25 protein-coding genes are annotated in these 24,826 nt (G+C 55.9%); 13 read left to right on the forward strand and 12 right to left on the reverse strand.

The features are described from left to right. Window positions 1-145 precede the first annotated feature (145 nt). From JCM2850_RS11520 to JCM2850_RS21975, 3 genes are all read left to right on the forward strand, one after another. Window positions 146-2,173 carry a BCCT family transporter gene (locus tag JCM2850_RS11520; protein ID WP_081775045.1) on the forward strand — a complete coding sequence of 676 codons (2,028 nt, stop codon included), beginning with the start codon at window positions 146-148 and terminating at the stop codon, window positions 2,171-2,173. Window positions 2,174-2,890: 717 nt separating this feature from the next. Continuing rightward, a complete protein-coding gene (locus JCM2850_RS18855; protein ID WP_199898329.1) occupies window positions 2,891-3,784 on the forward strand; it encodes an MFS transporter in 894 nt (297 codons plus the stop codon). Further along, on the forward strand, window positions 3,781-4,083 hold the full coding sequence (locus JCM2850_RS21975; protein WP_199898330.1) for a hypothetical protein: 303 nt from the start codon (window positions 3,781-3,783) through the stop codon (window positions 4,081-4,083). The genes JCM2850_RS18855 and JCM2850_RS21975 overlap by 4 nt, the downstream gene beginning before the upstream one ends. Window positions 4,084-4,937: 854 nt before the next feature. Here JCM2850_RS21975 and JCM2850_RS18860 read toward each other — a convergent pair. From JCM2850_RS18860 to JCM2850_RS11555, 5 genes are read right to left on the reverse strand one after another with little or no spacing between them, the layout of a single operon-like run. Then, window positions 4,938-5,456 (reverse strand): hypothetical protein, encoded by a 519-nt coding sequence (locus JCM2850_RS18860; RefSeq protein WP_051525388.1) that lies wholly within the window; start codon window positions 5,454-5,456, stop codon window positions 4,938-4,940. A gap of 10 nt (window positions 5,457-5,466) precedes the next feature. Continuing rightward, window positions 5,467-6,759 (reverse strand): SAM-dependent methyltransferase, encoded by a 1,293-nt coding sequence (locus tag JCM2850_RS11540; protein ID WP_081775046.1) that lies wholly within the window; start codon window positions 6,757-6,759, stop codon window positions 5,467-5,469. Next, window positions 6,749-7,564: a DUF1365 domain-containing protein gene (locus JCM2850_RS11545; RefSeq protein WP_025871997.1), complete on the reverse strand. Its 816-nt coding sequence runs from the start codon at window positions 7,562-7,564 to the stop codon at window positions 6,749-6,751. The genes JCM2850_RS11540 and JCM2850_RS11545 overlap by 11 nt, the downstream gene beginning before the upstream one ends. Window positions 7,565-7,579: 15 nt before the next feature. Beyond that, window positions 7,580-8,854 carry an NAD(P)/FAD-dependent oxidoreductase gene (locus tag JCM2850_RS11550; protein ID WP_025871998.1) on the reverse strand — a complete coding sequence of 425 codons (1,275 nt, stop codon included), beginning with the start codon at window positions 8,852-8,854 and terminating at the stop codon, window positions 7,580-7,582. Then, window positions 8,851-9,363 carry a chalcone isomerase family protein gene (locus JCM2850_RS11555; protein ID WP_159105164.1) on the reverse strand — a complete coding sequence of 171 codons (513 nt, stop codon included), beginning with the start codon at window positions 9,361-9,363 and terminating at the stop codon, window positions 8,851-8,853. The genes JCM2850_RS11550 and JCM2850_RS11555 overlap by 4 nt, the downstream gene beginning before the upstream one ends. Before the next feature lie 194 nt (window positions 9,364-9,557). Between JCM2850_RS11555 and JCM2850_RS18865 the strand changes: the two genes are divergently transcribed. The 6 genes from JCM2850_RS18865 (at window position 9,558) to JCM2850_RS11580 (ending at window position 13,265) form a co-directional block, all read left to right on the forward strand. Continuing rightward, window positions 9,558-10,076 carry a TetR/AcrR family transcriptional regulator gene (locus tag JCM2850_RS18865; protein WP_199898331.1) on the forward strand — a complete coding sequence of 173 codons (519 nt, stop codon included), beginning with the start codon at window positions 9,558-9,560 and terminating at the stop codon, window positions 10,074-10,076. A 122-nt stretch (window positions 10,077-10,198) separates the two neighbouring features. Next, entirely contained in the window at window positions 10,199-11,251 is a 1,053-nt protein-coding gene (locus JCM2850_RS11565) for an SAM-dependent methyltransferase (RefSeq protein WP_025872000.1), read from the forward strand. A gap of 18 nt (window positions 11,252-11,269) precedes the next feature. Next, on the forward strand, window positions 11,270-11,887 hold the full coding sequence (locus JCM2850_RS18870; RefSeq protein WP_051525389.1) for a DUF2878 domain-containing protein: 618 nt from the start codon (window positions 11,270-11,272) through the stop codon (window positions 11,885-11,887). After that, window positions 11,859-12,248 (forward strand): DUF1295 domain-containing protein, encoded by a 390-nt coding sequence (locus tag JCM2850_RS24020; protein WP_369384885.1) that lies wholly within the window; start codon window positions 11,859-11,861, stop codon window positions 12,246-12,248. The genes JCM2850_RS18870 and JCM2850_RS24020 overlap by 29 nt, the downstream gene beginning before the upstream one ends. After that, window positions 12,245-12,664, forward strand: coding sequence for a DUF1295 domain-containing protein (locus JCM2850_RS24025; RefSeq protein ID WP_369384886.1), 420 nt, complete (start codon window positions 12,245-12,247; stop codon window positions 12,662-12,664). Before JCM2850_RS24020 ends, JCM2850_RS24025 begins: the two co-directional genes overlap by 4 nt. Window positions 12,665-12,722: 58 nt before the next feature. After that, the gene (locus JCM2850_RS11580) at window positions 12,723-13,265 is read left to right on the forward strand and encodes a lipocalin family protein (protein ID WP_025872001.1); all 543 of its coding nucleotides are present in this window, start codon (window positions 12,723-12,725) and stop codon (window positions 13,263-13,265) included. Window positions 13,266-13,275: 10 nt separating this feature from the next. Here JCM2850_RS11580 and JCM2850_RS18880 read toward each other — a convergent pair whose 3' ends face one another. After that, window positions 13,276-14,019, reverse strand: coding sequence for a uracil-DNA glycosylase (locus tag JCM2850_RS18880; RefSeq protein ID WP_234406230.1), 744 nt, complete (start codon window positions 14,017-14,019; stop codon window positions 13,276-13,278). A 109-nt stretch (window positions 14,020-14,128) separates the two neighbouring features. On the opposite strand from JCM2850_RS18880, the gene JCM2850_RS18885 reads away from it, so the two are divergent. After that, on the forward strand, window positions 14,129-14,497 hold the full coding sequence (locus JCM2850_RS18885; protein ID WP_148301256.1) for a PsiF family protein: 369 nt from the start codon (window positions 14,129-14,131) through the stop codon (window positions 14,495-14,497). A 12-nt stretch (window positions 14,498-14,509) separates the two neighbouring features. Here the strand turns inward: JCM2850_RS18885 and JCM2850_RS11595 are convergent, their stop codons facing one another. Further along, the gene (locus JCM2850_RS11595; RefSeq protein ID WP_234406231.1) at window positions 14,510-15,478 is read right to left on the reverse strand and encodes a LysR substrate-binding domain-containing protein; all 969 of its coding nucleotides are present in this window, start codon (window positions 15,476-15,478) and stop codon (window positions 14,510-14,512) included. A 136-nt stretch (window positions 15,479-15,614) separates the two neighbouring features. Here JCM2850_RS11595 and JCM2850_RS11600 point away from each other — a divergent pair, with 136 nt between their 5' ends. The 3 genes from JCM2850_RS11600 (at window position 15,615) to JCM2850_RS23625 (ending at window position 18,226) form a co-directional block, all read left to right on the forward strand. Then, window positions 15,615-15,893 (forward strand): hypothetical protein, encoded by a 279-nt coding sequence (locus tag JCM2850_RS11600; protein WP_025872004.1) that lies wholly within the window; start codon window positions 15,615-15,617, stop codon window positions 15,891-15,893. A gap of 81 nt (window positions 15,894-15,974) precedes the next feature. Further along, window positions 15,975-17,861, forward strand: coding sequence for a catalase/peroxidase HPI (gene katG, locus JCM2850_RS18890; RefSeq protein ID WP_305079979.1), 1,887 nt, complete (start codon window positions 15,975-15,977; stop codon window positions 17,859-17,861). A 2-nt stretch (window positions 17,862-17,863) separates the two neighbouring features. After that, the gene (locus JCM2850_RS23625) at window positions 17,864-18,226 is read left to right on the forward strand and encodes a hypothetical protein (protein WP_369384887.1); all 363 of its coding nucleotides are present in this window, start codon (window positions 17,864-17,866) and stop codon (window positions 18,224-18,226) included. A 105-nt stretch (window positions 18,227-18,331) separates the two neighbouring features. On the opposite strand, the gene JCM2850_RS11610 is transcribed toward JCM2850_RS23625, so the two are convergent. From JCM2850_RS11610 to JCM2850_RS21980, 5 genes are all read right to left on the reverse strand, one after another. Then, complete coding sequence (locus JCM2850_RS11610) at window positions 18,332-19,558, reverse strand: hybrid sensor histidine kinase/response regulator (protein WP_025872005.1); 1,227 nt, start codon at window positions 19,556-19,558, stop codon at window positions 18,332-18,334. Further along, window positions 19,548-20,159, reverse strand: a complete 612-nt coding sequence (locus JCM2850_RS11615; RefSeq protein WP_234406232.1) for a chemotaxis protein CheB — start codon at window positions 20,157-20,159, stop codon at window positions 19,548-19,550. Before JCM2850_RS11615 ends, JCM2850_RS11610 begins: the two co-directional genes overlap by 11 nt. 16 nt (window positions 20,160-20,175) lie before the next feature. Beyond that, window positions 20,176-21,006 (reverse strand): CheR family methyltransferase, encoded by an 831-nt coding sequence (locus JCM2850_RS11620; RefSeq protein WP_025872007.1) that lies wholly within the window; start codon window positions 21,004-21,006, stop codon window positions 20,176-20,178. 65 nt (window positions 21,007-21,071) lie between these two features. Beyond that, window positions 21,072-24,143: a response regulator gene (locus JCM2850_RS18895; protein WP_199898332.1), complete on the reverse strand. Its 3,072-nt coding sequence runs from the start codon at window positions 24,141-24,143 to the stop codon at window positions 21,072-21,074. Next, window positions 24,035-24,598 (reverse strand): CHASE3 domain-containing protein, encoded by a 564-nt coding sequence (locus JCM2850_RS21980; RefSeq protein ID WP_199898333.1) that lies wholly within the window; start codon window positions 24,596-24,598, stop codon window positions 24,035-24,037. Before JCM2850_RS21980 ends, JCM2850_RS18895 begins: the two co-directional genes overlap by 109 nt. Between the last annotated feature and the right edge of the window lie 228 nt (window positions 24,599-24,826).

Here is a 24,826-nt window from a genome sequence, read left to right on the forward strand (position 1 = left end):
CTTTCAACCTGTTACAGCCCCGGCCTGGCACAGAGGAATCTGCGCTGGCCCGGGGCTTTTCTCATGCTCTGCTCCTATGCCCCTCGCCCATGCTCAATCCCCATGCCTGGCGAACCCATACGCTAGCACGCTTGTCCGATAGTGCATGTCTGATGCTCTCCCACCTCAAAACCCCATCCCCGCCACGCTAGCCAACAGTCTGGCAAGGCCGTCTCCACGCGTGCAAATCAACCCTGGTGTGTTTTTCAGCGCGGCAGGCTTGATTGCTGTCATTGTCGGCCTGACGGCGTTTTTCCCCAGCGATGCACAAGCCATTTTTGGCGTGATTCAAACCTGGATTATCAAGAATGCCAGCTGGTTTTATATTCTCACCGTGGCGCTAGTGCTGATTCTGACGGTGTATTGCATGGTCAGCCGTTTTGGCGATATCAAGCTGGGGCTGGATCATAGCGAGCCTGAGTACAGCAACACCACCTGGTTTGCCATGCTGTTCTGCGCAGGCATGGGCATAGGCCTGATGTTCTTTGGCGTGGCCGAACCGCTGATGCACACCCTAGACCCGCCGCAAGGCGATGCCAACACCGTTACCGCTGCGCGTGAGGCCATGCGCATTACCTTCTTCCATTGGGGGCTGCATGCCTGGGCCATTTATGCGCTGGTTGCCCTGATTCTGGCGTTTTTTGCTTTCAGACACGGCCTGCCCCTGACCTTGCGCTCTGCACTTTACCCGCTGATAGGTGAGCGTATTTACGGCCCTATCGGCCATGCTGTTGATACCTTTGCCATTATCGGCACGGTGTTTGGTATTGCCACCTCGCTGGGCTTTGGCGTGCTGCAAATCAATAGCGGCTTGCATCACCTGCTGCCGCAAATCCCCATCGCCACCATGGTGCAGGTGGTGCTGATTCTGATCACCACTGTGCTGGCCACCGCTTCTGCCGCCAGCGGGCTGGATAAGGGCATCAGACGCTTGTCTGAACTGAATATGATCTTGGCCGTGCTGTTTATGGCTTATGTCTTCTGCATGGGGCCGACGGTATTCTTGCTGCAAGCCTATGTGCAAAACACCGGGGCTTATTTGTCGGAGATTGTCAGCAAGACCTTCAATCTCTACGCCTATGAACCCACCGATTGGCTAGGCGGCTGGACCTTGTTTTACTGGGGCTGGTGGCTATCCTGGTCACCTTTTGTCGGCATGTTTATCGCCCGCGTTTCACGCGGCCGCAGCATACGTGAATTCATAGCCGGGGTGATTTTTGTGCCCGCTGGCTTTACCTTTCTCTGGATGACGGTGTTTGGCGATACCGCCATTCATCTCTATCTTTACGACGGCATCAGCGCCTTGGGTGAAACCGTGAAGACCGATAACTCGCTGGCACTGTTTGCCTTGCTGCAGCAATTGCCGCTGGCGCAGGTGACCAGTGCCGTTGCCGTGCTGATGGTCATCATCTTTTTTGTCACCTCGGCAGATTCCGGTGCCCTGGTGATTGATATGCTGGCTTCCGGCGGCAAGGACAATACTCCCGTCTGGCAGCGCATATTCTGGTCGCTGGTGATAGGCATAGTCGCCATCGTATTGCTGCTGGCCGATGGCCTTTCTGCGCTGCAAACCGCCACCATTGCCAGCGCCCTGCCTTTCTCTATTGTGCTGCTGGCGGCCGCCTGGGGCTTGCTGCGCGCATTGAAGATAGACCTGACCAAACGCGGCACGCGCTTTCAGACCTATCTCGCGCCACCGCCGGGCAATGCCCCGGAAAACTGGCGTCAGCGCCTGCGCACCATTATCAACTTCCCCTCGCGTAGCGACGTGCTGAGCTTTATTCAGGGCACGGTTAAACCCGCAGCGGAAGAAGTTGCCACCGAGCTACGCAAACGTCAGTACGAAGTGCAGGTCACCACTGGCGATGATGGCCGGGTAAGGCTGGAAGTCATGCATGGCAGCGAAATTGATTTTATCTACGAGGTCAGGCTGCGCACCTACGCCCAGCCCAGCTTTACCGTGCAGGCAACGCAGGACCATGCAGACGAGGATGCGCACTATTGCCGCGCCGAGGTGCATTTACAGGAAGGTGGGCAGAATTACGATATCGTCGGCTGGAGCAAGAGCGCCGTGATCAGCGATATCCTCGACCAATACGAGCGCCATCTGCACTTTCTGCATCTTGTGCGTTGATACTTACCTGCGCTGATACTTGCCCCTGATTCGGCTCGGGTTAAACCGCAAATGCAGTAAGCAATTATCTAGAACAGCTGACAGCTGGATGCGCTCAATCGTAGCTTTGGAAAAAGAGGAATTTATCCTCGGTGAAATAGCTCGCCAGCATGGCTTCCAGCATCTCACCATGTCCGGTTCTGGGCACTGGCATGGTGGAGAACAAATGCCTGGCTGGCCGCCAAATGCCTCTGCCAGATACCAGACATCAAAGGTAATACGGTCCAGACCTTTGACCACTGCGTGTTCCTCAGCCTGATCACAAAACACCGTAAAGCGGGGATCAGCGAAAATACTTTTGATATGCCGCAGGGAAAGGTCAAATTCAACAGGTGAGGAGATAGGCATGGTCTTCATTACCAGCCCGCCAAACGCCTGAGCGCCTGGGGACAGGGTTTGTCCATCAAATACCGTAATGACCACGCGTGTGCTTTTAACCATAAACGAATTTTATCCGCATTTGCAGACCATGCGCAGCCAGTGCAGAAATTTCTGCGGAAAATAGATCTAGTCACTACTCTGCCACCCTCACCTTAGGGCTATGCATGATGCTGGGCTAGGCTGTGATCCATTGTTCGGGTTTTCGCAAAAGTATTGTCGAGTGCGGCCTCTTTATCTGAGCATGCCGCACTGCATACAATGGCCTGCCTTTCATTCTGCGCATTGCTCAAACACCCCATGTCTCATCCCCAAGCTGCAAGTACCCAGCACCCTGCTGCCCCCTCCACCGTCAACAGCCGCTGGCCCTTGCTGGCGCTGGCTGTTGGCGCATTTGGTATAGGCACCACTGAATTTGGCCCCATGGGCATGTTGCCGACCATCGCCCAAGGCGTCGATGTTTCCATCCCGGCCGCAGGCATGCTGATTTCCGCCTATGCCATAGGCGTCATGATAGGTGCCCCCATCATGTCCCTGCTGCTGGCCAAGTGGCCGCAACGCAAGGCGCTGATGGCCTTGATGGCAATTTTTACCGTCGGCAACCTGCTGTCAGCCATTGCGCCTGATTACCTGACACTGATGCTGGCGCGTATCGTCACCAGCCTCAACCATGGCGCATTCTTTGGCATAGGCTCAGTAGTAGCCGCCAGCCTGGTGCCCAGAGAAAAGCAAGCCAGCGCCATGGCCGCGATGTTCATGGGCCTGACCATTGCCAATATAGGCGGCGTACCTGCCGCCACCTGGCTGGGTGAAACCCTGGGCTGGCGCCTGTCATTTGCCGGCATTGCCATTCTTGGTGTGATTGCCATCACCAGCCTGGCCTTCGCCCTGCCCAAAGGCAAGCCAGGCCAGGCCCCTGATCTGGCAACAGAACTCAAGGTATTAACCCGCCCCGTGGTATTGCAGGCCCTATTCACCACCGTCCTCAGCTCAGGCTCCGTGTTTGCGCTATACACCTACATCAACCCTGCCCTGCGCACCTTCACCCAGGCCTCACCAGGCTTTATCACCGCCATGCTGGTGCTGATAGGCATAGGCTTCAGCATAGGCAACACACTGGAGGAAAACTGGCTGACCGCTCCATCACCCACACCCTGGTGGGTTTTCTGCTGCTGCTCAGTATCAGCGTATTGAGCTTTCCCTGGCTGGCCAGCAGCCAGATCGGCGCTGCTTTCAGCCTGCTGATCTGGGGCATAGCCGCTTTTGCTGTGGTGCCACCTATACAGATGCGTGTGATGCGTGCGGCGGCAGAAGCGCCGGGCTTGGCTTCTTCGGTGAATATTGGCGCGTTTAATCTGGGGAATGCTTTGGGAGCAGCGTTGGGGGCAGCGACACTGGGGGCTGGTTTGGGTTATACGGCGGTGATGGTAGTGGGGGCAGTTCTGGCGTTGATGGCTTTGTTGTTGGTGTTGTGGGCAGCGCTTAGGCATTAGTTATTGAGGGAAGAGGCTGGGGAGGATTGGGTCTCCCGCTGCGTTCGTGATTGCGGGAAGCTGCGTTCAATTCGCTATAGAAGGGGGGTTTAGTTGCATTGACCCCTGCTACCGCTGGCGAGAGGTTTTGTTTCGCCTTGCCGGGCGAGTGCCTTTCTTTTGCTTCGCCAAAAGAAAGATCACCAAAGAAAAGGCGACCCGGATATCCCCGCCCCGGCTTACAGCCGGGTAACCTGCGTTGCTCGGATTTATCGGGGTCACGCTCAAACTCGCTGCGCTCAGACAGTCGCGCGCCCTGATCCGATAAACCCTGCGCTACTCGGCGGGTCTAAACGGGAAGGAAAGTCAAAGACTCCGGATCAAGCTAGAGTAGTGCTTAAGTAAGTGCGCTTAGCTTTGTCTGCACCACAGCCATGCTGCCGATATATCTCTTGTCTCACACTCCATGGCTAGTACTTAACCCCTGGCTTTTGACCTTGCTCCCGTTGAGTGCGCCGAGTAGCGCAGCAGTTTCTGGATTAAGGGCTTGCGACTGTTTGAGCGTAAGCGAGTTTGAGCAAGACCCCAGAAACTGGGAGCAACGCAGGTTGCCCGGCGTAGCCGGGACGCAGGAATCGGGTCGCCTTTTCTTTGCTTACATTTCTTTTCGGCGAAGCAAAAGAAAGTAAGTCGCCCGGCAAGGCGAAACAAGAACTCTCGCCAGCGCTAGCAAGAGTCAAGACCACCCAATCTATCTCTGTCACAGAGGCATCAAGCAAGCCAATGTGTCACCCATTTCCCCGCATACAGAAACACGCCAAGCTCTAGCCCCTAGCGCCTTATCAACATTCATTCCTGCCCCAGCAATTTCAACCTCAGCTTAGGCTCCGTAGTCTTGCTCCCCAGCCAGATATCCAAAAAATGCTGACTAAACTCCGTATCACTAATAACAGTAGTAGCTTGCCATTGCTGTAAAAAGCCAAACTTTGATCCGCGCGCAGGACGGCAGTCAGGCTATCCCCTGCTTTAACATCGGTAAACGCCTGTTGCATCAGCGCTTGCCAGCGCAGGCTGCGCGCTTCATCCACGCCTTGTTTGCGTAGTTGCTTGCCACCCTCTTTCGCCAGTTCTTCCGCACGGAAATCATGACCATAGATCAGTTGCAGCGCATGGGGCTGGTCAGCCTGATAGCGCCCATTGCTCACCCAGAGCTTGGCGTCATAAACGCGTATGCCAAACCAGCGCAAGGTGCCACTGCCCAGCAATTGGCTGCCAGGGCCTAGCTCGGTTTGAATAAAATCAGGGGCAGTTTCAGCGGCCGCAAGCGGCTGCAAGCCCGCAAGTAACACCAAACTGGCCATCAGCAGCTTGGTCAGGAGGGTGCGCATAGCCATGCGACTATGCTCAATGCTTGAGTAACCAGAGTTTGACATCGGTTCTGCCCTCGATAAATCCTGCTTCGCAGTATTTCAGATACATCTCCCACAGGCGTATGAACGCTGCATCAAAGCCCAGGGCCTTGATGTCGTCCAGCTGGCCCATGAAAGCCTGGTGCCAATGTTGCAATGTACGGGCGTAGTCCTGGCCAAATCCATGGCTTTCGCGCACCTGTAAACCTGCCTGCTGCACTTGAGTCTGGATCACGGCAGGGCTGGGCAGCATGCCGCCGGGGAATATGTATTGCTGGATAAAATCGGTACTGCTGCGGTAGTGCGCGTAGAAGTTGTCAGCGATATCTATGGATTGGATGACGATGCGGCCTTCTGGCTTCAGGCATTGCTTGAGGATGCGGAAATAGCTGGGCCAGTGTGATTCGCCCACTGCCTCCAGCATTTCTATTGAGACTATATGGTCGTATCTGGCATAGTTGCCGTCTTGCGCGGTCAGGTCGCGGTAGTCGCGCAGTTCCAGCGTCACCTGGGATGACCAGCCCTGTGTTTTGATGCGTTGCAGGGCAAACTCCAGTTGTGCTGGAGAGATGGTGATGCCGTGTACATGCATGCCCTGGCTGGCGGCATATTCAGCAAATCCGCCCCAGCCACAACCAATTTCCAGTATGCGTTGCCCAGGCTGGGCCTGTAGCAGATCAAGTATGCGCTGATATTTAGCCTGTTGTGCCTGCTGCAAGGTCTGCTCGGGCTGCTGGCCAAACCAGGCGGCTGAATAGGTCATGCTGGCATCAAGCCAGAGACGGTAAAACACATTGCCCAGATCATAATGCGCGCTGATATTGCGCTGGCTGCCGCGTCGGCTATTGTTGTTGAGCCATAGATGGCCAAACCTGCGCAACAGCAATGCCCACCAGCGCCCATGGATGGCAGATTCCAGGGCTTGCTGGTTTTGCAGCGCCAGGCGGAACAGGCTTAACAGGTCTGGGCTGTGAACCCAGTCCAGCCGCAGGCTTTCAGCAAAACCTACATCACCCTGCATCAGGATCAATCTTGCGGCACGCCAATCTTTGATGACTAGGCTGGCACGCAGTGTGGCATGGCTCTGGCCAAATTCATGACATTCACCTGTGGGGGTTTGCAGCTGTAAATGCCCTTGTTGCAATCGGGAAAACAGGCTCAGCAAGCCACGGGCAAACCAAGGCAGATGTTTGCTGCCCGCAGGCTTGCGGCTGATGTCTGGGTTGAGAGCAAGGTTACGCTCAGGCTGGGCGCTGGATGACAAGGTAGGGCTGGTTTTATTTTTCATGACCAGGCTTTCTCTGATTAAAGCTTAAGGAGGCACCTGGGGGGGCTGGTTTTTTGTGATACGGGATATGTTTAAGCCATAGCCGCAGCGCCTGCCAGTGTATGCGCCAGACCACGCCCAGGGTCAGCAGTGGCATTTTAGCCCAGGCCCCCAGCAGATTGCGGCGGCTGGCAGGCTGGGTTTGCACGCGGATTTCTGTGGCAATCAGGGGCTGTTCTGGCAACTTGTCCTCGAAATAATCTACCGCCATGGCATGGGACTGCCCGGCACCCAGGTAGCGGAACACGTAATAGCCTGTGACTTCGCAGAAGGGCGAGACATGGAATGCCTTGCGGCAGACCAGGCGGGTATTGGCATCTATGGGCTGGTCTTCGTCTGCGGTGAGCAGGTATTGGTGATGCTCGCCAAAGGTATTGTTGACCTCGGCCATGATCATGCGCAGGCTGCCATCGCTGGCGTGCAGATACCAGAAGCTTACCGGGTTGAAAACATAGCCCAATACGCGTGGAAACGCCTGCAACCAGATTTCGCCAGCAGGCAATGTTAGCCCGGCTTTGGCCACTTGTTGTTGCAGCCAGCCCAGCAAGTCGCCGCTGCCATCACCATGATCACGGCTGTAAAACGCCAGTGGTCGCCAGCGATTGAGACCAAACAGGCTATGGCTTTTGATCTGCTGCAAGCGACGCACGGCAATGCGCAGGCAAAACACTGGGTAGACAAAGCCGTGGCTGGCCGGGCGCGAGCGCCTGTGCATGACTTCACCTAGCCCAAGCTCAAGCGCGCTGGTTGTTATATGGCCTGTCATGTTTCACTCCAGGCATCAGTCATAAACGGCATCCCAGGGTGGGCTGATGCCCATGGCGCGTGCCATGCGTAAGGCAGATTTGAGGCCGTCCTCATGGAAGCCATACCCTGTCCAGGCACCGCAGAACCAGGTGCGTTGCCTGCCTTGTATCAGGTTCAATTCGCGCTGGGCCATGATGGCCTGGGCATTCATCAAGGGGTGGGCGTACTCGAACTCGGCAATCACGCTGCCCTCACGCAAGCTGACATGCGGATTAAGCGTGACGATCACAGGCTGACGCCAGGGCAAGGGTTGCAATTCATTCAGCAGGTAACTCACTGTCACTGGATATTGCGGCCTATGGCGCACTGGCATAGTGTAGTTCCAGGCGGCCCAGGCTTTGCGGTTGGCAGGCAGTAAAGCGGCATCGGTATGCAGTATTGCCAGGTTGGGCTGGGTGCGGAAGGCCCCGAGTATGCGCTTTTCTTCCGCGCTGCAATCCAGTAACTGGCAAGCCGTGGGCGCATGGCAGGCGAGCACTACCTGATCAAAACTTTCGCTGCCTACATTGCTGTGCACGACCACCCCATGTGCCTGCCGTTCTATATGGTTAACCTGACAATTCAGCCTGGCATCAGGAATAGTCTGCAGCATGGCGTTGACATAGCTGCGAGCGCCTTGCGGCAGGGTTTTCCAGGGCGGGCGCTGGTTGATTTGCAGCAGGCGGTGGTTGAGGCAAAAACGCAGGAAGGTGGCCGCCGGAAAATCCTGGATATCGTTCATGCTGCTGGACCAGATGGCAGCAGCCATGGGCAGCAGATACCACTCGCGCATGGCCTGGCTGTAGCCGTGCTGATCTAGCAGCTGGCGCAGGGTATAGCGCTCATCGCTGATGCTGGCGAGGTAATGCTCGGCCTGGCGGTTAAAGCGCAGGATGTCCTGCAGCATCCAGAGAAAACGTGGCCGCAGCAGATTGCGCCGCTGGCAGAACACGGTATCCAGATTGTTACCCGCCCATTCCAGGCCTTGGGCTTCAATCGCCACCGAAAAACTCATATTGCTGGTGTGGGTGGCAACCCCCAGATGCTTGAACAATGCCACCAGATTGGGGTAGGTGAGGTCGTTATGCACCAGAAATCCGGTATCTACCGGGGCAGTAATGCCATCCAGCGTCACATCAACGGTATTGCTGTGACCGCCAAAATAAGACCCTGCCTCATACAGCACCACCTCATGCTCACGCGCCAGCAGCCAGGCCGAGGCAAGGCCGGAAATGCCTGAGCCTATGACGGCGATGCGTTGCTTACTCATGCGGCGTCCTCCTGCAACAGTGAGCGCCTGAGTTTTGCACTGTGGCAATCAGGGTGAAACCAGATATCAGCCAAGGCCAGACAGAATTCGGCGTCTGCAATCTCGCCCAATAGCTCGGATTGGGCAAACTTCTGACTGAGAAAACGCACACCTTGGCCGGGTGTAAACACTATCCAGAGCAGATCACCACGGCTGGTGTCGGGAATAATCCCGCGCATGGCCAATATCCAGCGTTGGATGTTGGCGTCAGTGTGCAAACCCAAGCGCAGCATTTCACGCTGGCTGGCTTCAATGATGTAGTCGGCGCTGATATTGCGCAGGTATTCAAATTGCAGCGCAAAGCTGGGGTTGCTGATGCCTTGCTCGGACACAGTGAGGCTGCCCACGCTCCAGAGGGTAGCGCGGTAGATGGAGAATACACTCCAGGTCAGGATGCCCGAGCCGCTGGGTGTCCATGCGGTCGCCTCATAAGGGGTATGGCTGGCGAGAAAAACCTGGTTTTCTGGCATGACAGACATTCAGTTAATTACTTGTTGGTATGAAATATAACATAAAAGTTTAAAATGGAAACTAATCAGTTTACAAAGTTACTAGTTGGTTTATACTGGCATCATGGATTTGAGTCCCTACTGGGCGTAATTCCAACTGGGCGCAATTGTTAATGACAAGTTTTAATGAAAAGCACGATACAAAATGAGCAGTAATGGAAACCAGCGCTAAACCCAGCCTCAAAGAGAGGCAATTTGCCCTGCGTGAGAGTGCCATTCTCGATGCAGTGGATAGTTTTCTTGCCCGCAAGGGCTTTGACGTCATGACCATGGATGAGATTGCCCAGGAAGTCGGCATCTCCAAGGCCAGCCTTTACAAGCATTTTGATTCCAAGGAATTGCTGGCGGCCGCCACCATGACCAGGCTGGTACAGCGTTCACTGGATGTGGTGACAGAACGCGCCAAACCGGATGCGCCGCTGGATAACCTCAAGATGCTGGTGGCCTGGAGCGTGCGTGAACATCTGGAAGGGCGTATGCCGAGCTTGCCCTCTACGCGCTCAAGTACGCATGAGTTCATGACCAAGCACCAGCCTATGTTGAGCGGCTGGAAAAGCTCACCGAGATATTGGGCGAATGGATACTGGCGGCGCAGGCCGCAGGTCAGCTCAACCCAGCATTACCAGGTGAAGTGGTGTTGTACACCATCTATGCCCGGCCTTGTGACCCGGTGACGGATTTTCTCAAGATGGGTGGGGCATTGACGGATGATGAAATCGTGGCCGCGATAGTGACCACTTGTTTTAACGGATTGCAGCCAGTCTAAACCTGGGCTGCATCAGAGCGGAGGCAGGGTATGCAGCTGATTAAATACGCTATTGAGTTGAGTGAGCAAGGCCATATGCCGGATGCCCTGATACGGGCTGGTATTCGCCACTTGCTGAAAAATCGTCTGGAAGAAATCCAGGTTGCAGATTGTGAGGCCAGCGCCACGCTGCAACAGGACTTTATTGCTGAAATGCGCACTGCGCCGATTGCGCTGCTGCCCGAGCGCGCCAACGAGCAGCATTATGAGTTGCCCAGCGCTTTCTTCCGCCATAGCCTGGGGCCGCAGCTCAAATATAGTTGTGGCTACTGGGGCACAGACTCCTTACCGCTGAATGACCTGGGCGCTGCTGAAGATGCGGCGCTGGCCTTGACCGCGCTGCATGCCGATCTGCATGACGGCCAGCATATTCTGGAACTGGGCTGTGGCTGGGGCTCGCTCACGCTCTACATGGCCGCGCATTTTCCGCATAGCCGCATTACTGCCGTTTCCAACTCGCACTCCCAGCGCCAGCATCTGGAAGAAGCCGCGGCCTCGCGCGGCTTGCGCAACATCCATGTCATCACCGCCGATATGAATGATTTCCAGCCCGATGGTCAGTATGACCGTGTGGTATCGGTAGAAATGTTCGAGCATATGCGCAACTACCAGCAGTTGTTTGGCCGGGTGGCCGACTGGCTCAGGCCTGATGGCAAATTCTTCATGCATATCTTTGTGCACAGGCAAACGCCTTATGCCTTTGTCAGCCAAAGCCAGGATGACTGGATGAGCGATTTGTTTTTCTCTGGCGGCATGATGCCTAGCGATGCCTTGCCGCTGCATTTCCAGCAGGATTTGCAGTTGCAACAGCAATGGCGCTGGGATGGCAGGCATTACGAAAAAACCGCCAATGCCTGGCTGGAAAACATGGACGCCAATGCCGACATCATCATGGAGCTGATGCAGGAAACCTATGGCGCTGACGCTCAGCGCTGGTTCAATCGCTGGCGTATCTTCTTTATGTCCTGCGCCGAATTGTTTGGCTACCATCAAGGCCAGGAGTGGTGGGTTAGCCATTACCTGTTCAGCAAGCATACTGGCTAAAGGCCGGGCTGAAACAGCATGCCGGAAACCCATCCCCTCAGTCGCCGCCACATCATCTATAACCTGGTGATGTTCCAGCTGAGCTGGTTTTTCTGCGCCTATGGCGCGGCCCAGGACATGCCCTGGCTGGCGTTTCTGGTAGTGCCGCCAGTGCTGATCTGGCATATGAGCCATGCATACCAAAAATGGCAGGAGGCGCGCTTATTACTGGCTTTGCTGGTGTTAGGTCTGGTGCTGGATCAAACCCTGCTGTCGCTGGGATTTGTCGGTTTTCCTTATGTCGGCATGCCGCCTGGCTGGTTGCCACCCTGGATGCTGATGCTGTGGCTATTGTTTGGCACTACTCTCAACGTCACTCTGCGCTGGGCGCGTAGCTCGCTTGGGCTACAAGTGGTCTTTGGTGCCCTGGGCGGGCCGCTGGCTTATTACGCTGGACAGCAGCTAGGTGCCATACGCCTGCCGCAGGAAGCCAGTTTGCTAGCGATAGCTGCGCCTGGGCAGTGGCGTTTCCGCTGGCTATCGCACTGGCCAAACGTTTTGATGGCATGGTTCAAAATGGTATTGGTCAAAATGGTAAAGCTAAAGCCGAGCAGGCGAGGGAGCAAGCATGAACCAGTTTCAGCCTTTGCTCACTGATTGGGCCTACTGGTGGCCCTGGCTGCATGCCTTGCTGCCGCTGGCGATATTCATGATCCTAGGCTGGTTGTGGAGTGTCTATAAACACAATGTGCACGGGGTAGATGTGATGTGGGCGGGCTACATCTTCCTCACCGCTTTCTATGTGGCGCTGCAACAAAGCCTGACTCACCCCAGGCTGTGGCTGGTGCTGCTGTTGGCGGGGCTGTGGGGAGGCCGCTTATCCCTGCATCTGGCCGTACGCAACTGGGGCCAGCCTGAGGATCATAGATACCGCAGCATACGCGCCAACAACTCGCCGCATTTCTGGTTGAAAAGCCTTTACATCATCTTCGGCCTGCAATTGCTGCTGGCTGGGTGATTGCACTGCCGCTGGTGGCTGCGGTGCAGTCGCCAGCAGACATTAATTTCCTCGATTGGCTGGGCGGAGTGCTGGTGCTGGCGGGCATCAGCTTTGAAGCCGTGGCTGATCAGCAGTTGTCGCAGTTCCGCAGCCAGCCAGAAAATAAAGGCCAGGTTTTGGATACCGGACTCTGGGCCTGGTCACGTCACCCCAATTACTTTGGTGAGGCACTTACCTGGTGGGGTTTTTACCTGCTGGCACTGGCGGCTGGCGCCTGGTGGAGCGTGCTGAGTCCGCTGCTGGTAACGCTGTTGCTGCTTAAAGTCAGCGGCGTCAGTCTGACGGAGAAGACCATCCATGAACGGCGGCCTGCCTATGCCGATTATATAAAACGCACCAGTGCCTTTATCCCCTGGCCGCCCAAACCACGCTAAGGCCAGTTCAGTTTTTCCGTTGCCAACCTTGAGCTGCCACGCTCATAAAGGAGCCATCATGAAACATCGTAGCCGTATTGTCGCCCTGCTGGGCAGCCTGAGTTTGGTGGCCTGTGCCAGTCATCCCGTGCTGCCGCTGGCCAAGGATGTGGATTTGCAGCGCTTTATGGGGCGCTGGTATGTGATTGCCCATATCCCCACCTGGGTAGATGGCGACTCCTATAATGCGGTTGAAGCCTACGAGCTGAAGCCAGATGGAACCATCGCCACCACCTTCACCTTCAATGCAGATACCCCGCAAGGCCCGTTGAAAATCTACAGGCCACGCGGCTTTGTGGTGGAAGGTCATGGCAATGCGCTATGGGGCATGCAGTTTATCTGGCCAATCAAGGCGCAATACAAAATCAGTTATCTGGCAGCGGATTATTCCAGCACCATCATCGCCAGAGACAAGCTGGATTACGTCTGGATCATGGCGCGCAAACCGCAGCTGGAAGAAGCTGAATATCAACGCCTGAAAGACCTAGTGCAAGGCTATGGCTATGATGTCACCAAGCTGCGCCGGGTGCCGCAATCACGTGCTCAGACCAAGCCGGAATGATGACTGAGGCTTAATGTTTAATGCTTAATGCCCCCAGTTGATGGGCGGCTGCCCCAGCGCCTTCAAGGCTGATTGGTCTTGCTATAAGGCTGGCTACCGAAAAAGCTCTATGCGCGGATAGCGGCGAGGGATGTACCGCGCTGATGACCACATGTTGCGGCGCTATCAGCGGCTTTACTTTCTGCGCATGACTGCCCCAGAGTATGAACACCAGCGGTTGTTTGCGCTGCCCCAGGTAGCGCATCAGCGCCTGGGTAAATGCCTGCCAAATCCTGGCATGTGCGCCTGCCTCGCCGCCTATGGTGGTCAGCGAGGCATTCAATAACAGCACACCTTGTGCTGCCCATGGCAACAAATTGCCACTGTCCAGTGTCAGTCCAAGGTCGGACTGCAATTCCTTGAGCATATTTCTTAACGATGGCGGTGGCCGTACACCATCCGGCACCGAGAACGACAAGCCATGAGCCTGCTGTATGCCGCGGTCTTCGCTGTGATAAGGGTCTTGCCCCAGCAATACCACGCGCACCTGCTCGGGTGCCATCTGGCGCAAGGCTTCAAACCACAGACCGCGCCTGGGCCTGACATCGTTGACCCCAGCCAGGGAGCTCTGGATATCGTCATACAGTGATTGCAACTCAGGCACTGCGGCCAGCCAGGCTGCAGGCAAGGCTTCAGTGGCAGCGTTATCATCAACAGCGGAGGTAAATAAAGACAAGTTATTCAAGACAAATGCCTGCGGCGGAAAGGCACTCACGGTACTCAATTCAGGGGTGTCCGGCAAGTGCAATGAGCGTAAGATTGACTGACAGTGCGCTAGGCAGACAGCAGATTTGCCAGGCACTTTTACTATGGAGAAAGCCAATATGAACAATACCGACTGCAAGAGCAAAACCCGCTCGTCTCAATGGCTGGGCGTATCCGGCCTGTTGATGGCGCTGATGTTCACCTTGCCAGCCTGTGCTGGCAAAACAGGTGTGCAGCCTGCGCCAGTCCATGACAATCTGGCAGAGGCAGCGCAGGAAGACCAGGCGGATGTGATGAAGACCTGCCAGGTCAATGCCACGGCCATGAATTTGCAAGGCGATACGCGCGAGTATTACCTCAATGGCTGCCTGCTGGCACCACCCCAAACCCACGCTGCGCACAAGCAATGCCAGGTGAATGCAACTGCGATGAACCTTGAGGGTGATACACGTCGGCATTACTTGCTGTCCTGCCTGGCGCGTCACTGACAGCGTGTAATTTCACGCCAGGGGCTTGTAGGCCAGCAGGCAGGCAAGCTCCTGGAAAAGCCTGCGGCGCGGGTGTTGTTTATGCCAGACCAGGGCAATGGTGCGGCTGGGTTGCTGCCTGATGGCGATGTAATGAATATCCCCATCCTCAGGTTGTATCGCAACCGAGGGCATCAGCGTCACGCCCAATCCATTCTTGACCATGAAGCGCAGGGTTTCCAGGCTGGAAGCCCGGAAATCATCTTCGACAAAGCGCGAAGGATGACAGACTTCCAGTGCCTGATCGCGCAGGCAGTGGCCTTCGTCCAGCAATAATAAATTTTCCTGCTTGATCAGCGTCAGATCGACCTCGTGCTCTCCGGCCAGCGGATGGTCAGAGGCCACAGCCAGCGTAAAGGGATCAACAAACAGGCTGCTGCTTTCCAGTTCCGGCGCGGTTACTGGCAGTGCCAGCAGTGCTGCATCCAGCTTCATTTGCAGCATTAGCTCAATCAGTGATTGGGTTTTCTCCTCTATCACCATCATCTTCATTTCGGGGTAGTGCTGCTTGATGCGAAAAACATATTCCGGCAGCACATAACTGGCCACCGAAGGAAAAGCGCCTAAAGACAGCTTGCCGCCTACCGGGGTTTGCGCCTGTGCGGCGATATGGCGTATCTGCTCACTATCGGCAATGATGCGCCGCGCCACTTCAACAATCTCTGCGCCAGTATCGGTAATCAGCACCTGGTTTTTGTGGCGCACAAACAGTGGCACATCCAGATAATCTTCCAGCTTCTTGATCTGCACACTCAAGGTCGGTTGACCTATCGCACACTGGTTGGCCGCCTGGCTGAAATTCCTGCAGTCCGCCACTGCCACCAAATAATTCAAATCTCTCAGATTCATGCTGCTTGCCTCGATTATTGATGCTGGCTGATCACTCAGGCCATGACGCATTTTATCCAGCGTATGCGCCAGCCCATCATTGATATTGCCCATGGCGGCATTGAGTAAATGAATTTCATGCCAGATGGCTAAATGACTCTAATGGAGCTAAGTCCAGCGCCTCTCATTCTAGGCGGCGTCTGAAGCCGGACTGTTAGAGGTAATCATTAATTTAGCCAAGGAGAGCATCATGAAAACTACCACTGCGTTTTGCACAGCGCTGTTACTGACGATGGCAGTCAGTACTGCGCACGCCGATTCCATCCTGCCATTTGCCACCAGTTTGCTAGGCACCTGGAAGCCCCTGCCGCAAGCCACCAGCAATCAAAAGCCCGACGTTGATACTTCATTGAATCTGTTTGCCAGCAGCATTCTCGGCAAGAGCGAGCGTCAAGCCAGTGCTGTCAGCAATGAGCAGCCGGATGTGGATAAATCACTAGCCCTGTTCGCCAGCAGCATCCTGCAATAAATCCCGGTCTTGCCCGGCAACGTAGCGGGCAAGACCACTCCGCATGCACAACAGTAAAACCAATCACGAGGAGAAAGTGACATGAAAGACAACACGGTATTTATTGCAAAAATCCTGGTGCTGGCCCTGGCCGCCGGGGTGCTCGCCAGCCAGGCTCAGGCAGAGTCTGCTACCCCCATGCCGCAAAAAGCGCCCAGCCAGGCTGTGCAGTCGCCAGATTTCTGGTGGCCTAATCAGCTAGACCTCAGACCGCTACGGCAACATGCAGCCGAGTCCAGCCCCATGGCCCCTGGTTTCAATTATCCCGAGGCTTTTAACAAGCTCGATATAGAGGCGGTCAAGCGTGACATAGAGCAGGTCATGAAAACCTCGCAGCCCTGGTGGCCTGCAGATTATGGCCATTACGGCCCCTTCTTTATCCGCATGGCCTGGCACAGCGCCGGGACTTATCGCATGGATGATGGGCGTGGGGGTGCAGGGGGTGGCCAGCAACGTTTCGACCCGCTCAATAGCTGGCCGGATAATGTCAGCCTGGACAAAGCCAGGCGGCTGTTATGGCCTATCAAGCAAAAATACGGCAGCAGCATTTCCTGGGCCGACCTGATGGTGCTGGCAGGCAATGTTGCGCTAGAGTCCATGGGTTTCAAGACCTTTGGCTATGCGGGTGGGCGTACCGATGATTGGGAGCCGGACATGGTGTACTGGGGGCCGGAAAAACAATTTCTCACCGATCAGCGACATGCCCCAGGTCGCAAGCTGCAGAAGCCTCTCGCAGCGGTAGAAATGGGCTTGATCTACGTCAATCCGGAAGGCCCCAACGGCAAGCCTGACCCGCTGGCAGCGGCCAAGGATATTCGGGAGGCCTTTGGTCGTATGGCGATGAATGACGAGGAAACCGTGGCCTTGATTGCAGGTGGGCATACGTTTGGCAAAGCGCATGGTGCCCACAAACCCAAGGATTGTGTGGGGGTTGAGCCTGCCGCCGCAGGGCTGGAGGAACAAGGCCTGGGCTGGCGCAACAAATGTGGCAAGGGCAATGCCGAGGATACCGTTTCCAGTGGCCTGGAAGGTGCCTGGTCCACCAACCCTACGCGCTGGACGCATGAATATCTGACCTGGCTTTATACCTTCGACTGGGTGCAGACCAAAAGTCCGGCAGGCGCCATTCAATGGATACCCAAAGATGGTAAGGGGGCCAGCCTGGTGCCGGATGCCCATTTGTCAGACAAGCGTCACGCTCCCATCATGTTCACCACCGACCTGGCCCTGAAGATGGACCCGCAATATCACAAGATATCCAAGCGCTTCCTCGATGATCCCAAGCAATATGAACTGGCATTTGCCAAGGCATGGTTCAAGCTCACACATCGTGACCTGGGCCCGCGCTCACGTTATCTGGGCAAGGAAGCCCCGGCTGAAATTCTGCTCTGGCAGGACCCTTTGCCTAATGTGACTTACGCCCAGATTGATGCCGCCGATATCAGTGCCTTGAAAGCCAAGATACTAGCCAGTGGCCTGAGTGTGCCGGAGTTGGTGAGGACAGCTTGGGCTGCCGCAGCCTCCTTCCGTGGCACGGATATGCGCGGAGGAGCCAATGGGGGCAGGCTGGCATTGGCCCCACAGAAAGACTGGGCGGTGAACAACCCTGCCGAGTTGGCCAGGGTGCTCAAAACCTTGAAAACCATACAGCAGGACTTTAACCGCCAGTCTGGCAGCAAGCAGGTCTCGCTGGCGGATTTGATCGTGTTAGGTGGTGCAGCGGCGGTGGAGCAGGCAGCAGCAGCGGGTGGTCAAGAGATCAGCGTGGCATTTACCCCAGGCCGTGTTGATGCCAGCCAAGCTGAGACCGATGTTGCGACCTTTGCCGTGCTGGAACCCAAGGCCGATGCCTTCCGTAATTACTACAACAAGGACAACACGGCATCGCCCGCCGAGATGCTGGTGGACAAGGCCAATCTATTGACCTGACCGTGCCTGAAATGACGGTACTCATGGGCGGGCTGCGCAGCCTGAATGCCAATAGTGGGCAAAACACTGCTGGTGTGTTGACCGAGCGCCCCGGGGTATTGAGCAATGATGTATTCGTCAACCTGCTGAGCATGTCCACGCAATGGAAAAAAGCGCCTACAGGGGAATTTTACGAAGGGCGCGACCGCGAAAGCGGCAAGCTGAAATGGACCGCTACCCCGGTAGACCTGGTGTTTGGCTCTAACGCAGAATTGCGCGCAGTGGCCGAGGCCTATGCCACTGACGATGCCAAGCAAAAGTTTGTGCAGGATTTTGTGCAGGCCTGGAACAAGGTGATGATGCTGGATAGGTTTGACCTGCATTAAGACAGGCGGAATTCGCCAGTCCCGAGCTAACACTTAGCAAACCCTGGGCACTCGCCCGGGGTTTTTTATTGCTAGGCTTAAGTAGAAATGCTTGCAGGTAAGCGGTTAGGCATCCGCACCATGCTCAACCTGCTGGCTCACCAGCGGCAGGCTAAGAGTGAAGGTGGAGCCTGCATTGAGGGTGCTTTGTACCGCAATGCTGCCCGCGTGTGCCTCGGCCAGTTGCTGGGCAATATACAGGCCCAGGCCCAGGCCGGATTTGACCTGATTGCCCTGGCCACGCTCAAAGGCCTGGAAGATACGCTCCTGGTCTTCGGGCGAGATGCCGTGCCCCTGGTCGCGTACCGCCACCACAGCGGTATTGCCTTGCTGGTGCAAGGTGAGGGTGATGGGGTTGCCGTTGCCATAGCGCATGGCATTGGTCAGCAGGTTGACGATGATCTGCTCCAGACGGAAGGCATCCCACTTGCCTTCCACGCGGTCAAGAATATCCAGTCTGAGTTGATAGCCTGCGGATTGCGCTTGCGGCGTGAAGTCGTGCACCAGCCGCTCCAGCAATTCGGAAAGATCGGTTTCCACCGGGCGTATCGACAGCTTGTCACTGGAGATGCGCGATAAATCCAGCATGTCGTCTATCAGGCGGATCATGTTTTTGATCTGCCTGCGGTCACGCTCTGTCATCTTGAGCAGTTCTGGCTTGCTGAACGCCGCCAGGTTGTCACGTTCCAGTTGCAGCGTGCGTACCTGCACATCGAGGAACAAGGTATTGAGTGGGGTGCGCAACTCATGGGCCACCATGGACATGAAGTTGTCGCGCATGAGTATGGATTGCTCCAGTTGCTCCTGGGTCTGCTGCAATTGATGCAGCAGGGTTTCCTGCTCCTTGCGGCTTTGCTCCAGGGCCAGTACCTGGCGCTGGGTTTCCAGGCGCTGCTGGTGCAGGGCAACAAAGACATTGACCTTGCTCTTGACCGCATCCACATCCAGCGGCTTGTAGAGAAAATCCACCGCGCCGGATTCATAACCACGGAAATCAAAGCGCTGCTCGCTGGCAGCCGCAGTAACAAAGACAATGGGGATATGCCGGGTGCGCACGGTGCTGCGCATGAGCTTGGCCAGCTCAAAACCATCCATGCCTGGCATTTGTACATCCAGTATGGCCAGGGCAAATTCATGATCCAGCATCAAGGCCAGGGCTTCCTCGCCGGAGCTGGCCTGATACACCACGCGGTTATCGCCGCGAATAATGGCACTCAGGGCCTGCAGGTTTTCTGCCAGATCATCGACGATCAGCAGCTTGCTGGGGCTATTGTAAGTAGGCTTAGTGGACATGATGGTCTCCCAGCGATATCAGCAGGGCATTGATCTCTGCCAGGGTGAGTATCAGGTCTGGCGTTTGCAGCGCCAGGGCGGACTTGGGCATGTAATCAATCTCGGCCTCTGCTGGGTCCTGCACCACACAGATGCCGCCAGCCTGCTTGATTGCCAGCAGCCCGGCTGCGCCATCCTGGTTGGCCCCTGTCATCAGTATGCCCATGAGATTGGCACCGTAGGCATCCACCGCCGACTCCATGAGGATATCGATGGAAGGACGGGAGAAATGCAGCGGCGGTTCACAGCTGAAAGAAAACACGCGCTCGCGCTCTATGGACAGGTGATAGCCCGGTACTGCGAAGTACAGTATGCCTGGGCGTATGCTCTCTTTGTCCTCGGCATCTTTGACGCGCAGGCGCAGGTGGTGCTGGAACAGAGCCGCTAGGCGGCTATCCCGCATGTCCTGCATATGCAGGGTGACGATGATGGGCAGCGGGTAGTTGGTGGGTAAATCCTTGCAGATCTGCATCATGGCATGGATGCCTCCCGCAGAAGCGCCCACCACAATGGCGGCAACATCTTGCAACTGCGTTGGCCTGGTCATGCCTTGCGTACTCATAGCTTGCATATGCAGATCATAATTTGCGGAAAATCCGTTCGCGTTTCTGTAGCGGCTCAAAACGCTGGCTGTAATCAGAAAAGTCTATGCTTTCCTTGCTGCCCAGGCCGAGAAAGCCGCGATGGCACAGGGATTCATGGAACAGCCCCAGCGCTCTGTCCTGCAGGCCGCGATTGAAATAGATCAAGACATTGCGGCAAGTCACCAGATGGGTTTCCGAGAACACGCTGTCGGTGGAGAGGCTGTGATCGGCAAAGGTGACGTTGTCGCACAGGCTGCGGTCAAACAGCGCGGCATTGTAGGCTGCGGTGTAATAGCTGGAGAAATCCAGTTGACCGCCTGCTTCCTGATAGTTCTTGGCGTAAAGGGCAATGCGATCCAGCGGAAACACGCCTTTGCGCGCTTTTTCCAGTGATTGTGGGTTGATGTCGGTGGCGTAAATAATGGTGCGATCCAGCAAGCCTTCCTCGCGCAGCAGAATGGCCAGTGAATAGACTTCTTCGCCTGTGCTACAGCCCGCCACCCAAATCTTGAGTGAAGGGTAGGTCTTGAGCACGGGAATTACCTCTTGCCGCAGGCAGGCATAGTAGCTGGGGTCGCGGAACATTTCGCTGACCGGAATGGTGAGGTATTGCAGCAGTTGCATGAACAAGTCAGGGTCATGCAACACGCGCGCTTGCAGCTCGGATACCGACTTGCAATCAAAGGCACGCACTGCCTGCACCACGCGGCGCTTTTGCGAAGCACCCGCATAATCGCGAAAATCATAGCTGTAGCGCAGGTAAATGGCTTCCATCAGCAGGCGCAATTCAATATCGAGCGTGCTGAGCCTCTGAGGCTCATTCACCCTGGCCTCATTGACTTTGCTTTCATTCAGCCTGTTGGCAATGACTTTAGCGCTTGGCTCCATGCTTATTCCGTACGGTTAATGTCCGCAGGCAACCAGACCCTGAGCAGGGAATACAGGCGTGCCAGCTCTATGGGCTTGGCCAGATAATCATTCATGCCCGCTTTCATGCATTGTTCCTGATCGTCCTTCATGGCCTTGGCGGTAATGGCAATAATGGGCAGGCGTGCAAAGCGGCTATCACTGCGGATGCGCCGCGTGGCTTCCAGGCCGTCCATACCAGGCATCATCACATCCATCAGCACCAGGTCTATATCACTCTCGGCTTGCAGTTTTTCCAGCGCTTCCAGGCCATTGCGGGCAACTTCAACCACCATGCCCTTTTGCTCCAGCGCGCTAGTGAGCGCAAACACATTGCGTACATCATCATCCACCAGCAGGATGCGCCTATGCTCAAAAATGCTCTCACGGCTACGCAGGGTTTGCAGTATGCGCTGCCTGTCGCTGGAAAGTTCGGATTCCACCTTGTGCAGGAATAAAGTGACCTCATCCAGCAGGCGCTCTGGCGAGCGTGCGCCCTTGATGATGATGGAGCGGGAGTACTTGAGCAGCTCGGTTTCTTCCTCGCGGTTGAGGTGACGTCCGGTATACACCACCACAGGCGGGAAGGCCTTGATCTCCTCGCTGGACATGCGTTGCAGCAGCTCGCTGCCCTGCATATCCGGCAGTTTGAGATCTATGATCATGCAGTCATAAACATGATGGCGCAGTAGCTCCAGCGCCTCTGCACCCAGGCCGACCGGGGTGATTTCCACATCGTCATCGGCAATCAGTTCCTTCACGCTTTCACGCTGGCGCTCGTCATCTTCTACCAGCAGCACGCGCTTGATTTTCTGCGTGAGTTTTTCTTCCAGCCTGCCAAACACGCGCTTGAGTTCATCCAGCGTGGTGGGCTTGAGCGCATAGCCTATGGCCCCCAGATGCAAGGCAGCTTCGCTATGATCGGCACCGGAAACCACATGCACGGGAATATGCCGGGTGTTGGCGTGTTGCTTGAGCTCATGCAGCACGCTGAGACCGGATTGATCCGGCAGGCGGATATCCAGCAGTATGGCCTGTGGCTGGTATTGTTCAGCCAGGTGCAAGCCTTCATCGGCGTTATGCGCCACCAGGCAGCGATACCCCATTTCATGCGCCAGATCGAACAGAATCTTGGCAAAAGCCACTTCATCTTCTATCACCAGCACCAGACGCTGGGCGTTATCCGCCTGATCACGATCATCGCTGAAAGCTGGCCCTGTAAAGGCCTTGGCGCTGGCAGGGGCGGGGGCTGAAGTTGAAGCTAATGCCGTGCTTGCCACCTCAGGGTGTGCAGACCCGGCAATGGTGGCGGGATGCAAAGGCCCGGCACTGCTTTCCACCGTGGGCTGGCCTATCAGCGCGGGTGCGGGGTTCCAGTCCTGCGGCAAAATCAGCGTGAAGCGGCTGCCCTGGCCTGGGGTACTTTCTACCTGAATAAATCCGCCCAGGAGTGTGGCCAGATTGCGCGAGATGGAGAGCCCCAGCCCGGTGCCGCCGTAACGACGGCTGGAGGTGCCATCGACCTGACGGAAGGGGGCAAAGATGGCTTCATGGAAATTGGCGGCAATGCCTATGCCGCTGTCTTCCACCACAAAGCGGATCTGCCCATCTTCATGACTGCTAATGGTCAGGGAAGCGCTGCCATGATCGGTGAACTTGATGGCATTGGAGAGCAGGTTCTTGAGAATCTGCTCCAGACGCAAACGGTCAGTGTGCATGGTGGTCGGCGCGTCAGGCTCCAGCGCAATGCGGAACTCAAGTTTTTTCTGCGCCGCCTGCGGCTCAAACACCGAAGCCAGGGTATCGCTGAGCTGGCGCAGATTGAGCATTTGCGGATTAAGCTCCAGCTGCCCGGCTTCCACCTTGGAGATATCGAGAATATCGTTGATCAGGTTAAGCAAGTCATTGCCCGCAGAGTAGATGGTCTGGGCAAACTTGACCTGTTCTTCATTGAGATTGCCCTCGCGGTTTTCTGACAGCAGCTTGGCCAGAATCAGCGAGCTATTCAATGGCGTGCGCAGTTCATGCGACATATTGGCGAGGAACTCGGATTTGTACTCGCTGGCGCGTTCCAGATCTTCGGCTCTTTCCTGCAATTGCGCTTGCACCTGCTGCAGATTGGCGTTGCGCTGATCCAGGGTCAACGCCTGCTCTGCCAGCTTGTCATTGGTCTGTTCCAGCTCGGCCTTCTGGTTTTCCAGCGTTGATTGTGATTCTTCCAGCACGCGCGATTGTTCTTCCAGCTCTTCATTGCTGGTGCGCAATTCTTCCTGCTGCACTTGCAGTTCTTCGTTGAGTTGCTGGGTTTCGGCCAGGGCATCATGCAGGCGCTGGCGCGATAGGGCGGATTCAATGGCAATACCGAGATTGCCAGAGATCAGCGTCAGTAATTCCGTCACACGCGGGTCGGTGGCATGCATAAAGCCCAGCTCAATCACGCCATTGATATGCTTGTCATTGCGTATGGGCACAATCAGCACCTGACGCGGCACGCTATCACCAAGGGCGGAGTTGATCTTGATATAGTCCTGCGGCAAGCCATCCAGGCTGAGCAAACGCCCTTCGGCCACAGATTGGCCCAACAGGCCCTGGTTCTCGCGCAGAATCAGATTGCGCTGCTCCTGATCGGGGCTGAAGCCGTAGCTGGCAAAGCGGCGCAGGCTGCCATCATCCTCACGCACATACAATGCACCCACCTGAATACCGATATAGCGCGCCAGAAAATCCAGCGAAGTGCGGCCTATCTGCGGCAAGGCCAGTTGGCCTATGCCCAACTCTGCCAATGCAGATTGGCCAGTACGCAACCAGGCTTGTTGTTGCAAGGTATCTGAGTGCGCTTGCTGTGCGGTCAGCACATCTTCATAGCCAGAAGAAAGGCGCAGCAGCTCGCGGCGGCCAAAGTAGCCAAGGAAACCCGTCAAGCCCAATACGAAAATCAGATAGGAAATCAGCGAGAACAGAATGGTGGAACGTGCGGCATCGTTACGCTCCTTGAGGTAGCGCTGCTCGACATCGATAAACGCGCCCAGCTCCTTGCGGATTTCGTCAAATTCCATCTTCCGCGCCCGGCACGTACCAGCCCGGCATAATCTTCATGCTTGCGCCGCATCTCTATGGCATTGCTGGCATACACATTCCATTGCTCAGCCTGCGCCTGTATGCGCCTTAACCTGTCTATCTGGGCTGGGTTGTCGCTAATCAGTTGCAGCAGGCTGCTGACTTCAGCCTGTAGCCGGGCTTTGCCGACAACATAGGGGGTGAGAAAGCTTTCTTCGCCACTGATGAGGTAGCCGCGCATGCCGCTCTCAAGATCGACCGCGAGCTTGGAAATTTCCTGTGCCTTGCCGATGACGCGTTCGGTATGTTCAACCCAGTTCATTGACGACAGCAGATTCATCACCAGGATGATGAACATCACTGCGCTGGCAATACCCACCGCCAAGGGCAACACGATGTTGCGCCGCAAGATACGCTTGAAGCTGTTTTGATCTATCGTGGACTGTCCGGACATGGGGGTTCCCGCGTTTTCAAGATGCGCTAGTGTAACCGAAACCTAGCCTAGCTTAAGCGTCTAAAGGTAGTTAAAGTCGTTAAAAACACGGGATTTTTTCGCTAAAAAACCTGAACAGGGGGTTTTGTAGGAGCCGTCTGACAGTGGCGGGTAACGCAGTCCTACAAGGCCTTGATGCCGCAGGGTAAATCCGTGCCTAAAAGTCCAGGCTAGCGCATGTCATTGCGC

This window comes from Methylobacillus glycogenes JCM 2850, from assembly GCF_000617925.1.
Taxonomy (GTDB): Bacteria; Pseudomonadota; Gammaproteobacteria; order Burkholderiales; family Methylophilaceae; genus Methylobacillus; species Methylobacillus glycogenes.